The 14,752-nt window shown below is 59.7% G+C and carries 14 protein-coding genes; 9 read left to right on the top strand and 5 right to left on the bottom strand.

Annotation, left to right across the window (positions count from 1 at the left end):
- Positions 1-115 precede the first annotated feature (115 nt).
- Entirely contained in the window at positions 116-685 is a 570-nt protein-coding gene (locus V476_RS19970) for an NADPH-dependent FMN reductase (RefSeq protein WP_017278088.1), read from the bottom strand.
- Positions 686-895: 210 nt separating this feature from the next.
- On the opposite strand from V476_RS19970, the gene V476_RS19965 reads away from it, so the two are divergent.
- Positions 896-1,111, top strand: coding sequence for a hypothetical protein (locus tag V476_RS19965; protein WP_003342876.1), 216 nt, complete (start codon positions 896-898; stop codon positions 1,109-1,111).
- 45 nt (positions 1,112-1,156) lie between these two features.
- On the opposite strand, the gene V476_RS19960 is transcribed toward V476_RS19965, so the two are convergent.
- The 4 genes from V476_RS19960 to V476_RS19945 form a co-directional block, all read right to left on the bottom strand.
- Complete coding sequence (locus V476_RS19960) at positions 1,157-1,711, bottom strand: GNAT family N-acetyltransferase (RefSeq protein WP_003304334.1); 555 nt, start codon at positions 1,709-1,711, stop codon at positions 1,157-1,159.
- Positions 1,712-1,731: 20 nt separating this feature from the next.
- Entirely contained in the window at positions 1,732-2,511 is a 780-nt protein-coding gene (dnaQ, locus tag V476_RS19955; RefSeq protein WP_003390621.1) for a DNA polymerase III subunit epsilon, read from the bottom strand.
- A 65-nt stretch (positions 2,512-2,576) separates the two neighbouring features.
- Entirely contained in the window at positions 2,577-3,029 is a 453-nt protein-coding gene (rnhA, locus tag V476_RS19950) for a ribonuclease HI (RefSeq protein ID WP_003390623.1), read from the bottom strand.
- Between the two features lie 46 nt (positions 3,030-3,075).
- Positions 3,076-3,837, bottom strand: coding sequence for a methyltransferase domain-containing protein (locus V476_RS19945; RefSeq protein ID WP_003315257.1), 762 nt, complete (start codon positions 3,835-3,837; stop codon positions 3,076-3,078).
- Between the two features lie 81 nt (positions 3,838-3,918).
- Between V476_RS19945 and gloB the strand changes: the two genes are divergently transcribed.
- The 8 genes from gloB to fabI all read left to right on the top strand — a co-directional run bounded on the left by gloB (position 3,919) and on the right by fabI (position 14,743).
- Complete coding sequence (gene gloB, locus V476_RS19940) at positions 3,919-4,698, top strand: hydroxyacylglutathione hydrolase (RefSeq protein ID WP_003315258.1); 780 nt, start codon at positions 3,919-3,921, stop codon at positions 4,696-4,698.
- Between the two features lie 99 nt (positions 4,699-4,797).
- The gene (locus V476_RS19935) at positions 4,798-6,402 is read left to right on the top strand and encodes a lytic transglycosylase domain-containing protein (RefSeq protein WP_004418520.1); all 1,605 of its coding nucleotides are present in this window, start codon (positions 4,798-4,800) and stop codon (positions 6,400-6,402) included.
- A gap of 137 nt (positions 6,403-6,539) precedes the next feature.
- Complete coding sequence (locus tag V476_RS19930; RefSeq protein WP_024647978.1) at positions 6,540-8,369, top strand: extracellular solute-binding protein; 1,830 nt, start codon at positions 6,540-6,542, stop codon at positions 8,367-8,369.
- On the top strand, positions 8,366-10,222 hold the full coding sequence (locus tag V476_RS19925; RefSeq protein ID WP_024959171.1) for an extracellular solute-binding protein: 1,857 nt from the start codon (positions 8,366-8,368) through the stop codon (positions 10,220-10,222). The genes V476_RS19930 and V476_RS19925 overlap by 4 nt, the downstream gene beginning before the upstream one ends.
- A gap of 1 nt (position 10,223) precedes the next feature.
- Positions 10,224-11,297, top strand: coding sequence for a microcin C ABC transporter permease YejB (locus V476_RS19920; protein WP_003409733.1), 1,074 nt, complete (start codon positions 10,224-10,226; stop codon positions 11,295-11,297).
- Between the two features lies 1 nt (position 11,298).
- On the top strand, positions 11,299-12,318 hold the full coding sequence (locus tag V476_RS19915) for an ABC transporter permease (protein WP_003315267.1): 1,020 nt from the start codon (positions 11,299-11,301) through the stop codon (positions 12,316-12,318).
- Position 12,319: 1 nt separating this feature from the next.
- The gene (locus tag V476_RS19910) at positions 12,320-13,930 is read left to right on the top strand and encodes an ABC transporter ATP-binding protein (protein WP_024959170.1); all 1,611 of its coding nucleotides are present in this window, start codon (positions 12,320-12,322) and stop codon (positions 13,928-13,930) included.
- An 18-nt stretch (positions 13,931-13,948) separates the two neighbouring features.
- Positions 13,949-14,743 carry an enoyl-ACP reductase FabI gene (gene fabI, locus V476_RS19905; protein WP_003368564.1) on the top strand — a complete coding sequence of 265 codons (795 nt, stop codon included), beginning with the start codon at positions 13,949-13,951 and terminating at the stop codon, positions 14,741-14,743.
- Positions 14,744-14,752 lie beyond the last annotated feature (9 nt).

The following is a 14,752-nucleotide window of genomic DNA, read 5'->3' as shown; positions in this document are numbered from 1 at the left end:
CTCTGCGCACAGCGCCCAGGCGCGTGGCAGAGAAAAAGGAACCAGCTTATGGGGATGGATCGACGCGCCTGCGTTACATAAAGCAATCGATCAGCAGACGCGCTTCGTTAAAAAATCAGTTGGCGGCAGCCCTGCCGTTCTTGTCGACCCAAGCGGCGAAGGCATCGATGAACTTCTGCAGGAAGGGCCTGGTTTTATCGGACAGTGCGCCGGACTCGTCGAAAAAGCTCCCGGCACCGCCCAGGTAGGCTTCGGGCTGCTGAAGGCACAGCACGTCCAGAAACACCAGCGACTGGCGCAGGTGATGGTTGGCACCAAAGCCACCGACAGCACCCGGCGAGGCACTGATCACTGCGCCCGGCTTGCCGCTGAAGGCACTTTTACCGTAAGGACGCGAGCCCACGTCGATGGCGTTTTTCAGGGCACCCGGCACCGAGCGGTTGTATTCCGGGGTGACAAACAGCACGCCATCGGCAGCGCCCAGTTGCTCGCGAAAGGTGGTGTATGCAGGCGGCGGTGAGTCGCCATCGATGTCTTCGTTGTACAACGGCAAGTCACCAATCTCGACGATATTCAGTTTCAGGCTGGCAGGTGCCAGTTCTGCCAGAGCAAGCGCGATCTTGCGGTTGATGGACTCTTTTCGCAGACTGCCGACCAATACGGCAATGGTGTGAACCTGGCTCATGGAAATATCCGTCATCTGATTCAAGGGAAGGTTAGGTATAGAACAGAAGCCGGGTTTAGACGACCTGTGCGCCAGTCAATTCCCTACGCACTCGAACAGCAGGGATTATTTTTTCCCTCAAAGGCAAACTCACCTATAGATCAGTGGTCTACTAGCCTCAATGGATTCGTAAACCAGCAGTTATATTCAGTTTCAGAGGTTACAGAGCAAATGGCTTCAGTTCTCGTCGGACAATTTCATGCCAGGGACGCCGAAGGTCGCGTTTATCCGGTTCATGAGTTCCAGGAATCGCAGCCGAATGAGGCGCAGGGCGGGCAGCCGGTGATCACCTACAGGCTGGCAATCGGCGACCGGGTCAAGCATTTGGGTGGTGAGGACTTCGAGCTGGTGCAATCGGGCATAAAAATTACCCGTACACCCACGTAATAACGGCAGCATTCCCGCTTTGGCTACACCGCCAGCGGGAAGCTGTTAGTCCGAAAAGATCAGATACCAGAAGATCGCTGTTTCACGAGTGTTCGGATCAATGCCTCGATAGCGCATGTGATCCACCCCGCCGACCACGTACCCGCAACTCTCGTACAGCCTGCAGGCGCCCAGATTATTGTTCTGCGTTTCCAGAACGATACCCGGCAGACTGCGCTTGCGAGTCCAGAATTGCGCTGCATCGAGCAATGAACGTGCGACGCCATGACGGCGCGCCGACTCGTCTACCGCCAGTTCATCGATGTAGGCGAAGCCGCTCCAGTGAGTGCTCATCACAATATGGCCGACGGGGTGGTCATCCAGCCAGGCGACCATCACCGAACTGGTGGCGGCGTCACGATGATCGGCAAACTCCTGAGAGTCGATACCATAATTCTTGCTGTAGGGCTCGACCAGCTCGACCGGCCATGAATCCACGCACTCGCCGATGATCGGCTGGGCATAGCCAAGCACTGTAAACGTGAATTCGCTATTGAGGATGTAGTCCTCGAAGCATTCGTCTGCAACCCGAATGCTCAAAGCAGGATGTGCCACGTTCATTTCACCTTTGCCGCTTGCTGTCAGGAAGATGCCTGTGCTCCGGCTTCCAGCATCTGTACCCAGAGCGGAGGAGCACCGCAAGCCTTGGCGATGGTGCTCATACGCACTTCATGCTCGGCCAGTTCACTTTCAGAGGCGCGAATAATGCGGCAAGGCTTGCGATCGGCCGGCAGACGGCGAATTTCGCTGGCACGGTTGCCGGAGCCTTCGCCCGAGCCATTGCCATCGGAGGCATTACCAGCCAGCGACAGGCTGGTCTGCCCGCCGGTCATCGCCAGGTAGACGTCTGCCAGAATCTCGGAGTCGAGCAATGCGCCGTGCAGCTCACGGCCCGAGTTATCGACGCCGTAGCGCTTGCACAGTGCATCCAGACTGTTGCGCTGACCCGGGTGGCGCTCCCGCGCCATCATCAGGGTGTCGAGAACCGAACAGTGCTGGGTGATATCAGCCCTGTCCTGCGAACCCATCAAGGCAAATTCGTTGTTGATGAAGCCAACGTCGAACGCTGCGTTGTGAATGATCAGCTGCGCGCCCTTGATGAACTCGAAGAATTCATCGGCGACTTCGGCAAACCGCGGCTTGCCGACCAGAAATTCGTTGGTGATACCGTGAACACCGATCGCGCCTTCGTCACTTTCGCGATCAGGTTGCAGGTAAACGTGAAAATGCCGACCGGTCAGGCGGCGACCGATCAACTCGACACAACCGATCTCGACGATGCGGTGACCATCCGTCACCGGCATACCGGTGGTTTCGGTATCGAGGACGATGGATCTGTTATCCAGGTTTTGCAATGCCATTGACTGTTGCCTCATGTACAGGCCGCGATTCTAGCACGCTGCGGCCGTTGCAAGCCCGTGCGCGTCTAGCCGTGCCGGATGCCGCGCACTTCGTCGACGCCACGGTTGGCGAGCTGGTCGGCACGCTCGTTGCCAGGGTGGCCGATATGCCCACGCACCCACTGCCATTTCACCGTATGGCGACTGACCTGTTCATCCAGGAGCTGCCACAGATCGGCATTTTTGACCGGCTCCTTGGCAGCGGTTTTCCAGCCGCGTTTCTTCCAGTTGACCATCCACTCGGTAATGCCTTTCATCACGTACTGAGAGTCGGTCACCAGTGTCACTTCGCAGGGGCGCTTGAGTTCTTCAAGCCCGCGAATCGCACCGGTCAGTTCCATCCGGTTGTTGGTGGTATTGGCTTCGCCACCCCACAACTCTTTTTCGACGCCCTTGCATATCAGCAGGGCCCCCCAACCGCCCGGGCCCGGATTACCCTTGCAGGCACCGTCGGTGAAGAGTTCAACGCTATCGCTCATTACGACCTTTCCAGAATGATGGGCTTCATGTGCAGCAAGGCGTTATTCAAGCCTGGTCCTGAATGTTGCGGCTGACCTTGGCCATCGGCATGGGGATCAGCTTGCCGATAGGGTCACGGCGCACCTGACGCAAGGGCCTGAGGCCTACCACCAGTTTGCGCGCCACCAGTACATAGAAGCCGCCACCAGGGCTCTGACGTCCCTCGCCAAGGCGTTCAAGCCCTGCAAGACGCGACTGCCATGCTGCTGAAGCAAGGGGCGGACGATAGCATCCGAAGCGTCGTTTCTCCAGCGCGAAGCCCAGCAGATTCAGCCAGTCAGCGACCCGCGAGGATGAAATGCAACGCGCCTTGCGCAGCGCATCCCGAGCGAAAACATGGCGTATGCCCCAGGTGCTCCAGGGGTTGATGCCGATAATCAGCAAGTGCCCGCCCGGCCGCACGCTGCTGGCCGCTTCACGCAACAGGCCATGGGGCGACAGGCAGAAATCCAGGCCATGTTGCAGTACCACGACATCGGCCGCGTGCTCACTCAATGGCCACGCCTGTTCCTCACAGACGATCTCGACACCCGGTAACGGCGCACCAAGACGTACATTGCGCTGCACTTGGGGAGCCACCGGCGGGCTTTGCGCCGATGGGCCGTAATGCACCAGATAGCCACCGAAATAACGGCCCAGTTCTTCGTCGAGAATGCGCCGCTCCTCTTCGAGCAGAAGCTGCCCGAGCGGCCCGGAAAGCCATTCACGGGCAGCGCGGATCAATGCAAGCCACTCAGGATCAGCCTGAGCGAACGCTTCATCGGTCATGAGTTCTCCTCCAGAGGTGCTCGCATACAGCGGCAACAGACTCTAAGATGCACCATTGTCTGCCGCTATGCGAACTGCGCCATGATACAGATCCACGCCCTTCCTGCTTTCAATGACAACTACATATGGTTGTTACAAGACCTTTCGAGCCAGCAGTGCGCTGTCGTCGATCCGGGCGACGCAAAGCCGGTGCTGGGCTGGCTGGCGCAGAATCCCGATTACCGGCTGACCGATATCCTGATCACGCACCACCACAATGATCATGTGGGCGGTGTCGCGGAACTCAAGCAGTTGACCGCGGCGCGTGTGCTGGGGCCCGCGGCCGAGACCATACCGGCGCGCGACATCGCGCTGGTCGACAATGACCGACTGACCGTGCTGGGCCTGGAATTTGTGGTGCATGCGGTTCCAGGCCACACGCTGGGGCATATCGCGTTTTATCATGAGGATGCCACGACCCCCCTGCTGTTCAGCGGCGACACGCTATTTGCAGCCGGCTGTGGACGGCTGTTCGAGGGTACGCCGCAACAGATGCACGATTCTCTCGGCCGCCTGGCCGAACTGCCGGACAGCACACTGATCTACTGCGCTCACGAATACACGCTGAGCAATCTGCGCTTTGCACAGGCTGTCGAGCCGGACAATGTCGATATTGCCGAACGACTGGCCGAAGTGACCCGCTGGCGCAGCGAAAATCGCATCAGTCTTCCGTCGAATCTGGCACTGGAAAAACGCACCAATCCGTTCCTGCGTACCGGGGAAACATCCGTTAAAGAAAAAGCGGACGAACGGAGCGGCGGGCAAAACACCTCGCAGAGTGCGGTCTTTGCAAGCCTGAGGGCATGGAAAGATAAGTTCTGACCCGACCCTAAAACCGCAATAAAATTCTGAAAGGTTGACCGACGGCAGGCCGCTTCCTAGAATCGCCCGACATTTTCGTCTGGATGTACCCCCCGAACAATGTCGTCATCTACCAGCAAGCCTTCACATTCGGACGCATTGACTCGGTTGGCTCAGGCCATGGCCGTCACCGCGAGTGCCCTTCTGGCCGGTTGCCAGAGCACCGCCAGTGTCGACCCGGCCAGCAATCATCGCGCGCCTAACCTGGCCGCCGGAATCAAGCAAAAACCGATTTTCCTGTCGCACAAGCCTGCCACCCCTCTCGCACCTCCACAGGATGTCTGGGAGCGCATGCGTCAGGGCTTTCAACTGCAACAAGGCAACGATCAGAACCCCCGCATCGATCAACAGCGCCTGTGGTTCGCCAACAACCCTTCCTTTCTGGAAAACGCTGGCGAGCGCGGCAGCCTGTACATGCACTACATCGTCGAGCGCCTTGAAGAACGCAACATGCCGCTGGAACTGGCGCTGCTTCCGGTCATCGAAAGCGCCTACAACCCGATGGCCGTTTCGCGCAGTCAGGCGGTCGGCCTCTGGCAGTTCATCCCATCGACCGGGCGTTACTTCAACCTGCGCCAGACCAGCTTTTATGACGGACGTCGCGATATCCAGGCGTCGACCGTTGCGGCACTGGATTACCTGACCCGCTTGCATGACATGTTCAACGGTGACTGGTTGCTCGCCCTGGCAGCCTACAATGCCGGCGAAGGCACGGTGAGCCGTGCCATCGAGCGCAATGACAAGCTCAACCTGCCGACCGACTACTGGAACCTGCCGCTGCCGCAGGAAACCCGTGATTACGTGCCCAAGCTGCTGGCCCTGTCCCAGGTGGTGCTGTCGCCGGAAGCTTACGGCGTCAATCTGAACCCGATCGCCAACCAGCCTTACTTCGAAGTCGTCGAGCTCAACAAGCGTGTCGACCTGTCCAAGGTGGCCAGCGCCGCCGATATCGACGAAGACGAGCTTATCCAGCTCAACCCTGCCTACAAGAAGCGCCTGACCGTCGATGGCCCACAGCACCTGCTGGTGCCCACCTCCAAGGCGCAACTGCTGACGGCCAGCCTGCTGACCATGAAGCAGGAAGAACTGGTCGCCTGGCAGCCTTACCGGGTGCGCAAGGGCGATACCCTGGAAAGCCTGGCCAGTCGTTACCAGGTCACGGTCAGCTCGCTCAAAGGCAATAACAAGCTGTCCGGCAACCGTTTGAAGGTCGGTCAGTCGCTGAGCATACCGGTCAAGCCGGGCATGCAGAATTCACAGCCCGTGTTCGAAGCGCTGGCCAGCAACGACAAGCCGTCACGTACCCGCAGTTACAAGGTGCGCAGCGGTGACAACCTGACCAACATCGCGCAAGCCAATAAGGTCGATGTCGAAGACCTGCAACGCTGGAACAAGCTGACCGGCAAAAAGCTCAAGGTCGGCCAGACGCTGGTCATGCAGGACACCAGCAAGCCTGCCGGCAAAGCCGCGAGCAAGGCGGTCGCCAGCACCGGTGGCAAGGACAGCGAAAAGAAATCCATGCAGTACAAGATCCAGAAAGGCGACTCGATGTACCTGGTCGCCAAGCGCTTCAACGTCGAGATGCAACATCTCAAGCGCTGGAATCCGCGTAGCGGTCAGGCTCTCAAACCCGGCCAGACCCTGACCGTTTACCTGCCACATTGATGAGCGCGGCCACTTGCCCTTCGACAACCTTGGGGCGGGTGGCCGACGCAGCCCTGGCAGCGCCATCACCTGCAGTCTTTTTCCAGCTGGAACAAGCTGTTACTGTTAGCGACCCGAAAGCCCAAGCCGCCTGGATCGTGATACGTCCCTTCCTGCTAACCCTCAGCCTGGCCTTGAGCTTCTGCGCCAACGCATCCATCACTGAAAGTCATGGTTACGCGCAGTTTGGTGTTCTCAAGTACCCGGCCAGCTTCACTCATTTCGACTGGGTCAATCCCGAGGCGCCGAAAGGTGGCACCCTGAGAATGATGGCCTTCGGCACGTTCGACACGCTCAACCCCTACACATTCAAGGGCAGTAGCCCGGTCTCGACCGGCAACTTCCTGCAGTATGGCGTCAACGAGCTGAACGAACCGCTGATGGTCGGCACAGGCCAGTACGACCCGTCCGGCGATGAACCAACCTCCAGTTACGGGCTGATCGCCCAGTCCGTGGAATATAGCGAGGACCGCAGTTGGGTGGTGTTCAACCTGCGCCCGCAGGCGCGCTTCCATGACGGCAAGCCGATCACCGCCTACGACGTGGCGTTTTCCTACCGGACACTGCTTAAGGACGGTCACCCTCAATACCGCACCGCCTTGCAGGAAGTGCAGCGCGTCGACATCCTCAATCGTCATCGCATCCGGTTTGTCTTCAAGCGCTCCGGCAACCCGCTGCTGATCCTGCGCCTGGGCGAACTGCCGGTGTTGCCGCAGCATTACTGGAAAGACAGGGACTTCAAGGCGACCACCTTCGAACCGCCGCTGGGCAGTGGCCCCTACCGCATCACCCGCGTGCAGCCGGGTCGGCAACTGGTGTTCGAGCGTGTCAAGGATTACTGGGGCAAGGACTTGCCGGTCAACCGCGGCAAATACAATTTCGATCGGGTCGAGGTCGAGTTCTACCGCGACAGCGACGTGGCGTTCGAAGCGTTCAAAGCGGGTGAATTCGACATCTACATCGAGCATCAGGCCAAGAACTGGGCCAATGGCTATGACTTCCCCGCAGTCGCCAGCGGTCAGGTGATCAAGGCGCAGATTCCGCACCGCATACCAACCCAGACCCAGGGCCTGTTCATGAACACCCGGCGCGCCGCCTTCGCCGACATCCGCGTGCGCGAGGCCTTGGGGCTGCTGTTCAATTTCGAATGGACCAACCGCACGCTGTTCAGCGACGCCTATGACCGTTCGACCAGTTACTACCCCAACAGCGAATTTTCCGCGACGGGCCTGCCGACCGGGGCCGAATGGCTGCTCTTGACACCCTACCGCGATCAGTTGCCCGCCAGCCTGTTCACCCAGCCGTTCAGCCCATCGAAAACCGATGGCGGCGGGATCCCGCGCGAAACCTTGCGCAAGGCCCTCAAGCTGCTTGCCGAGGCTGGCTGGACACTCTCGGACAAGGGTTTGCTCAATGCCGACAAGCAACCGTTGCGCTTCGAGATCCTGCTGGTCAACCCCAACCTCGAGCGCATTCTGCAGCCCTACATCGAAGACCTGCGCCGCCTGGGGATCATTGCAGGGCTGCGCACCGTCGACCGCGCCCAGTACAAGCAACGTCTGGACCGTTTCGATTTCGACATGATTCTGATGACCCTGCAGCAGACCCTGAGCCCCGGTCTGGAGCAGTGGCAGTATTTCCACTCCAGTCAGGCCGCGATCAACGGCAGCAAGAACTACGCGGGTATCGCCAACCCGGTGGTCGATGTCCTGCTGAACAAGCTGCTGGCCGCGCAGACCCGGGACGACCAGGTCGCCGCGGCGCGGGCGCTGGACCGTGTCCTGCTGTCTCAGCACTACAGCATTCCCAACTGGTACCTGAACAATCATCGGCTTGCCTATCGCAACCGATTCGCCATGGTCACTACCCCGCCCTACACCCTGGGGCTGCGTGCGTGGTGGCTCAAGACTCTGGAGAAGCCCCGATGAACCCTCTGCACTCCCTGCGCTCGCAGGCAGTCGGCCTGCTGCTGGCCAGCCTCGCCTGCACGGTACAGGCCGCGCCTCAGCATGGCGTGACGCTGTATGACGAAGCGCCGAAGTACCCGGCTGATTTCAAACATTTCGACTACGTGAACCCGGATGCCCCCAAGGGCGGCACGCTGCGCCAGGCAGGCTTCGGCGGCTTCGACAGTCTCAACCCGTTCATCAACAAAGGTGTGCCGGCAGACGACATTGGTCTGATCTACGACACCCTGGCCCGCTCGAGCCTGGATGAACCGTTCACGGAATACGGACTCGTCGCCGGCAAGATCGAGAAATCCCCGGACAACAGCTGGGTGCGTTTCTATCTGCGCCCCGAAGCGCGTTTTCATGACGGCCACCCGATCCGCGCCGACGATGTCGAGTTCAGCTTCAAGACCCTCATGGAGCACGGCTCGCCCATGTACAAGGGTTACTACGCCGACGTCGATCAGGTCATCGTCGAAGATCCGTTGCGCGTGCTGTTCAAATTCAAGCACAAGGGCAGCCGCGAGTTACCGTTGATCCTTGGTCAGTTGCCAGTGCTGCCCAAGCATTTCTGGGCTGATCGCGACTTCAGCAAGGGCAACCTGGACTTCCCGCTGGGCAGCGGACCTTACAAGGTCGCCGACGTGAAGGCCGGTCGTTCGGTGAGTTATGAGCGGGTCAAGGATTACTGGGCAAAGGACCTGCCGATCAACAAGGGCTTCTACAACTTCGACGTGCTGACCACCGACTACTACCGCGACAATACGGTAGCGCTGGAGGCTGGCAAGGCCGGGCAATTCGACTATTGGATCGAAACCAGTGCCAAGAACTGGGCGACCGCCTACGACACGCCGGCAGTGCGCGACGGCAGGCTGATCAAGGAAGAGCTGCCCAACGGCAACCCGACCGGCATGCAGGGTTTTGTCTTCAACCTGCGCAAGCCTGTGTTTCAGGATGTCAGGGTCCGCGAAGCGCTGACTCTGCTGCTGGACTTCGAGTGGACCAACAAACAGCTGTTCAACGGCTCGTACAGTCGCACCAAAAGTTATTTCGACAACTCGGAAATGGCCGCCAGCGGCCTGCCGTCTGCCGAAGAACTCAAGCTTCTGGAGCCGTTGCGCGGCAAGATTCCGGATCGCGTGTTCAGCGAACCCTTCACCCTGCCGGTTACCGATGGCAGCGGCATGATCCGGCCGCAGCAGCGTCGGGCCTTCCAGCTGTTGCAGGAAGCGGGCTGGAAGATCGTCGACGACAAGATGGTCGACGCGCAGGGCAACCCGGTAAAAATCGAGTTTCTGATTGCCCAGACCGAGTTCGAGCGCATTCTGCTGCCTTACAAGCGCAACCTGAGCGACCTGGGTATCGAACTGGTGATTCGTCGTGCCGACGTGTCGCAATACATCAACCGCCTGCGCTCGCGCGACTACGACATGATCGTCACGGGCTATCCGCAGTCCAGCTCGCCCGGTAACGAGCAGCGCGTGTACTTCGACTCGTCCAGCGCCGACAACCCGGGCAGCCGCAACTTCATGGGCCTCAAGGACCCTGCGGTGGACTCGCTGGTCAACGGCCTGATCAACGCCGACTCACGGCAAAGCCTGATCACCCATACCAAGGCGCTGGACCGCGTACTGCTGTGGGGCTTTTACGTCGTCCCGAACTGGCACATCAAGACCTGGCGGGTGGCTTACTGGAATCACCTCGACCATCCCAAGGCCAAAGCGCTTTCCGATATCGGCCTGATGACCTGGTGGGCCAAGCCGGATGTCAAACCGGCGACCGCGACCCCGTCAGCCCCTGATCAGGCCAAGCCTGCGAACGCGGAGCAATAACATGCTGGCTTATATTCTGCGACGGCTGCTGCTGATCATCCCTACCCTGCTCGGCATCCTGATCATCAACTTTGTCATCATTCAGGCTGCGCCCGGTGGCCCGGTCGAACAGATGATCGCCAAGATCGAAGGCTTCGATGGCGCCACCAGCCGGATTGCCGGAGGCGGCGCCGAAGTATCAGTGGCCGGCTCCAACTACCGCGGCGCGCAAGGCCTGGACCCGGCACTGGTCAAGGAAATCGAACGCATGTACGGTTTCGACAAGTCGGCGCCGGAACGTCTGTGGATCATGATCAAGAACTACGCCACGCTGGATTTCGGCGACAGCTTCTTTCGCGATGCCAAGGTCATCGACCTGATTGTCGAGAAGATGCCGGTGTCCATTTCCCTCGGGTTATGGAGCACCCTGATCATGTACCTGGTGTCGATCCCGCTGGGGATTGCCAAGGCCACGCGCCACGGCAGCCAGTTCGACGTATGGACCAGTTCGGCAATCATTGTCGGCTACGCCATTCCAGCATTCCTGTTCGCGATTCTACTGATCGTGGTGTTTGCCGGGGGCAGCTACTTCAATTGGTTTCCACTGCGCGGGCTGACCTCCAACAACTACGACGAGCTGAGCACGCTGGGCAAGCTGTTCGATTACTTCTGGCATCTGGTATTGCCCGTCACCGCGCTGGTGATTGGCAACTTTGCCACCATGACGCTGCTGACCAAGAACAGCTTTCTCGACGAAATCAGCAAGCAATACGTGACCACGGCCAAAGCCAAGGGCCTGAGCAACCACAAGGTGCTCTACGGCCATGTGTTTCGCAACGCAATGTTGCTGGTGATCGCCGGCTTCCCGTCAGCGTTCATCGGCATCTTCTTCACCGGCTCGCTGCTGGTGGAAGTGATCTTTTCGCTGGACGGCCTGGGCCTGATGAGCTTTGAAGCCGCGATCAACCGCGACTATCCGGTGGTGTTCGGTACGCTGTTCATCTTCACCCTGCTGGGGCTGGTGGTGAAGCTGATCGGTGATATCACCTACACCCTCGTAGACCCGCGCATCGACTTCGAAAGCAGGAAGCATTGATATGAAGCTGTCTCCTCTCAATCGCCGTCGCTTCGAACGCTTCAAGGCCAACAGGCGTGGCTGGTGGTCATTGTGGCTGTTCCTGATTCTGTTCGGCCTGAGCCTGGGCGCCGAACTGATCGCCAACGACAAACCGCTGGCCGTGCGTTATGACGGCAGTTGGTACTTCCCGGTCTTCGAGCGTTACCCGGAAACCACCTTCGGCGGTGAGTTCCCGCTGGAAGCCAACTACAAGAGCCCGTACATCAAGGAACTGCTCGCCGCGAAGGATGGCTGGACCCTGTGGGCGCCCATCCCGTTCAGCTACCAGAGCATCAACTACGACCTGAAAGTCCCTGCCCCGGCGCCGCCTTCGCGGGAGAACCTGCTGGGCACCGATGATCAAGGCCGTGACGTGCTGGCACGGGTGATCTACGGTTTCAGGATTTCGGTACTGTTCGCCCTGACCCTGACCATCCTCAGCTCGATCATCGGCGTCATCGCCGGTGCCTTGCAGGGCTTCTATGGCGGCTGGGTCGACCTGCTGGGCCAGCGCTTCCTCGAGGTCTGGTCGGGTCTGCCGGTGCTGTATCTGCTGATCATCCTCGCCAGCTTCGTACAACCCAACTTCTGGTGGTTGCTGGGCATCATGCTGCTGTTTTCCTGGATGAGCCTGGTGGACGTGGTGCGTGCCGAGTTCCTGCGTGGCCGCAATCTGGAATACGTAAGGGCCGCGCGGGCGCTGGGCATGGAGAACGGCGCGATCATGTTCCGCCACATCCTGCCCAACGCCATGGTGTCGACCATGACCTTTCTGCCGTTCATTCTCACCGGCGCCATCGGCACCCTGACGGCGTTGGACTTTCTGGGCTTCGGCCTGCCCGCCGGCTCGCCGTCTCTGGGCGAGCTGGTAGCGCAGGGTAAGTCCAACCTGCAGGCACCCTGGCTGGGCATCAGCGCCTTCGCTGTGCTGGCCATCATGCTGAGCCTGCTGGTGTTCATCGGCGAATCCGCCCGCGATGCTTTCGACCCAAGGAAATAAGATGAACAATGACAATCTGATCGAAATCCGCGATCTGGCGGTCGAGTTCGTGACGGGCGACTCACGGCAACGCGTGGTCGAGAACATCAGCTTCGATATTCGTCGCGGTGAAACGCTTGCACTGGTCGGCGAAAGCGGTTCGGGCAAGTCAGTGACCGCGCACTCGATCCTGCGCCTGCTGCCCTACCCCATCGCCAGCCACCCGAGCGGCACGATCCGCTACGCGGGTGAAGACCTGCTGAAAGTGGAAGAGAAAAAACTGCGCACGATCCGTGGCAACCGGATTGCCATGATCTTCCAGGAGCCAATGACCTCGCTCAACCCGCTGCACTCGGTGGAAAAACAGATCAACGAGGTACTGGGCCTGCACAAGGGCCTGACCGGCAAGGCGGCCACCGAGCGCACGCTGGAGCTGCTTGAACTGGTTGGCATCCCTGAGCCACACAAGCGCCTCAAAGCGCTGCCACACGAGCTGTCAGGTGGCCAGCGTCAGCGCGTGATGATCGCCATGGCCATGGCCAACGAACCCGAGCTGCTGATTGCCGATGAACCGACCACCGCGCTGGATGTGACGGTACAGCTGAAGATCCTCGAATTGCTCAAGCAGTTGCAGGCTCGCCTGGGTATGGCACTGCTGCTTATCAGCCACGATCTGAATGTCGTAAGGCAAATAGCCAATCGAGTATGTGTCATGCAGCGCGGTTGCATCGTCGAACAGGCATCGTGCGAAGAATTGTTCCGTTCGCCGCAACATCCTTACACCAAAGTGTTGCTCAGCGCCGAGCCCAGCGGCGGTCCTTCGACCAACCCCGCGGGTGCTCCGCTGCTTGAAATCGAGGACCTGAAAGTCTGGTTCCCGATCAAAAAAGGCCTGCTCAAGCGCACGGTCGACCACGTCAAGGCGGTGGACGGCATACGTTTCAGCCTGCCAGAAGGGCAAACGCTGGGTATTGTGGGTGAAAGCGGTTCGGGCAAATCGACGCTGGGCCTGGCGATTCTCAGGCTGATCGGCAGTCAGGGCACCATACGGTTCAAGGGCAACGCGCTAGAATCCTTGTCGCAACAGCAGATCCGTCCGCTGCGCAGGCAGATGCAAGTTGTTTTCCAGGACCCGTTTGGCAGTTTGAGTCCGCGTATGTCGGTGTCTGAAATCGTTGGCGAAGGCTTGCGAATCCACGGCATGGGTACGGCCGCCGAACAGCAGACGGCGATCATCGAAGCGCTCAAAGAGGTTGGTCTGGACCCGGATACCCGGCACCGCTACCCTCACGAGTTCTCCGGTGGCCAGCGCCAGCGGATCGCCATTGCACGTGCGCTGGTCTTGAAGCCGGCGCTGATTTTGCTGGACGAGCCGACCTCGGCCCTCGACCGGACCGTACAGCGTCAGGTCGTCGAGTTGCTTCGCTCGCTGCAAACCAAGTACAACCTGACGTATTTGTTCATCAGCCATGACCTGGCTGTCGTCAAAGCGCTAAGCCACCAGTTGATGGTGGTCAAGCAAGGCCAAGTGGTCGAACAGGGTGCAGCGCAGGATATCTTCGCCGCACCGCAACATCCTTATACACAGCAGCTGCTGGAGGCCGCCTTTTTGGCGCCGGTAGCTGTCGATTAACCTGAAGAGGAACAACACATGGGTTTTCTCGCCGGTAAGCGCGTCCTGATCGTCGGTGTCGCCAGTAAACTGTCCATCGCATCCGGCATTGCCGCCGCCATGCATCGTGAAGGCGCAGAGCTTGCCTTCACCTACCAGAACGACAAACTCAAGGGTCGTGTCGAAGAGTTCGCCGCAGGCTGGGGTTCGGGTCCTGAGCTGTGCTTCCCTTGCGACGTGGCCAGCGACGAAGAGATCAACAAGGTCTTCGAAGAGCTGAGCAAGAAATGGGACGGCCTGGACGTGATCGTTCACTCGGTCGGCTTCGCGCCTGGCGATCAGCTCGATGGCGACTTCACCGAAGCCACCACGCGCGAAGGTTTCCGCATCGCTCATGACATCAGCGCCTACAGCTTCGTGGCCCTGGCCAAGGCCGGTCGCGAAATGATGAAGGGCCGTAATGGCAGCCTGCTGACCCTGTCCTACCTGGGCGCAGAGCGCACCATGCCCAACTACAACGTCATGGGCATGGCCAAGGCCAGCCTGGAAGCCGGCGTTCGTTACCTGGCCGGCAGCCTCGGCCCGGAAGGTACTCGCGTCAATGCTGTATCGGCCGGCCCGATCCGCACCCTGGCCGCGTCAGGCATCAAGAACTTCCGCAAGATGCTGGCTGCCAACGAAGCGCAGACTCCTCTGCGCCGCAACGTCACCATCGACGAAGTCGGCAACGCCGGCGCGTTCCTGTGCTCTGACCTGGCGTCGGGCATCAGCGGTGAAATCATGTACGTCGACGGCGGCTTCAACACCACCGCGATGGGCAGCATGGACGAGTGATACGGTAAA

Source organism: Pseudomonas syringae KCTC 12500 (genome assembly GCF_000507185.2).
Classification (GTDB): domain Bacteria; phylum Pseudomonadota; class Gammaproteobacteria; order Pseudomonadales; family Pseudomonadaceae; genus Aquipseudomonas; species Aquipseudomonas syringae.
Note: the sequence above shows the minus strand (reverse complement) of the source record. Positions and strands in the feature narration are given on the sequence as shown.

What these genes read in the sequence shown, in the direction of transcription:
- fabI (WP_003368564.1), top strand. Translation starts at nt 13,949, where the DNA reads ATGGGTTTTCTCGCCGGTAAGCGCGTCCTGATCGTCGGTGTCGCCAGT.
- dnaQ (WP_003390621.1), bottom strand. Translation starts at nt 2,511, where the DNA reads ATGGCATTGCAAAACCTGGATAACAGATCCATCGTCCTCGATACCGAA.
- V476_RS19965 (WP_003342876.1), top strand. Translation starts at nt 896, where the DNA reads ATGGCTTCAGTTCTCGTCGGACAATTTCATGCCAGGGACGCCGAAGGT.
- gloB (WP_003315258.1), top strand. Translation starts at nt 3,919, where the DNA reads ATGATACAGATCCACGCCCTTCCTGCTTTCAATGACAACTACATATGG.
- V476_RS19920 (WP_003409733.1), top strand. Translation starts at nt 10,224, where the DNA reads ATGCTGGCTTATATTCTGCGACGGCTGCTGCTGATCATCCCTACCCTG.
- V476_RS19970 (WP_017278088.1), bottom strand. Translation starts at nt 685, where the DNA reads ATGAGCCAGGTTCACACCATTGCCGTATTGGTCGGCAGTCTGCGAAAA.
- V476_RS19925 (WP_024959171.1), top strand. Translation starts at nt 8,366, where the DNA reads ATGAACCCTCTGCACTCCCTGCGCTCGCAGGCAGTCGGCCTGCTGCTG.
- rnhA (WP_003390623.1), bottom strand. Translation starts at nt 3,029, where the DNA reads ATGAGCGATAGCGTTGAACTCTTCACCGACGGTGCCTGCAAGGGTAAT.
- V476_RS19935 (WP_004418520.1), top strand. Translation starts at nt 4,798, where the DNA reads ATGTCGTCATCTACCAGCAAGCCTTCACATTCGGACGCATTGACTCGG.
- V476_RS19960 (WP_003304334.1), bottom strand. Translation starts at nt 1,711, where the DNA reads ATGAACGTGGCACATCCTGCTTTGAGCATTCGGGTTGCAGACGAATGC.
- V476_RS19945 (WP_003315257.1), bottom strand. Translation starts at nt 3,837, where the DNA reads ATGACCGATGAAGCGTTCGCTCAGGCTGATCCTGAGTGGCTTGCATTG.
- V476_RS19910 (WP_024959170.1), top strand. Translation starts at nt 12,320, where the DNA reads ATGAACAATGACAATCTGATCGAAATCCGCGATCTGGCGGTCGAGTTC.
- V476_RS19915 (WP_003315267.1), top strand. Translation starts at nt 11,299, where the DNA reads ATGAAGCTGTCTCCTCTCAATCGCCGTCGCTTCGAACGCTTCAAGGCC.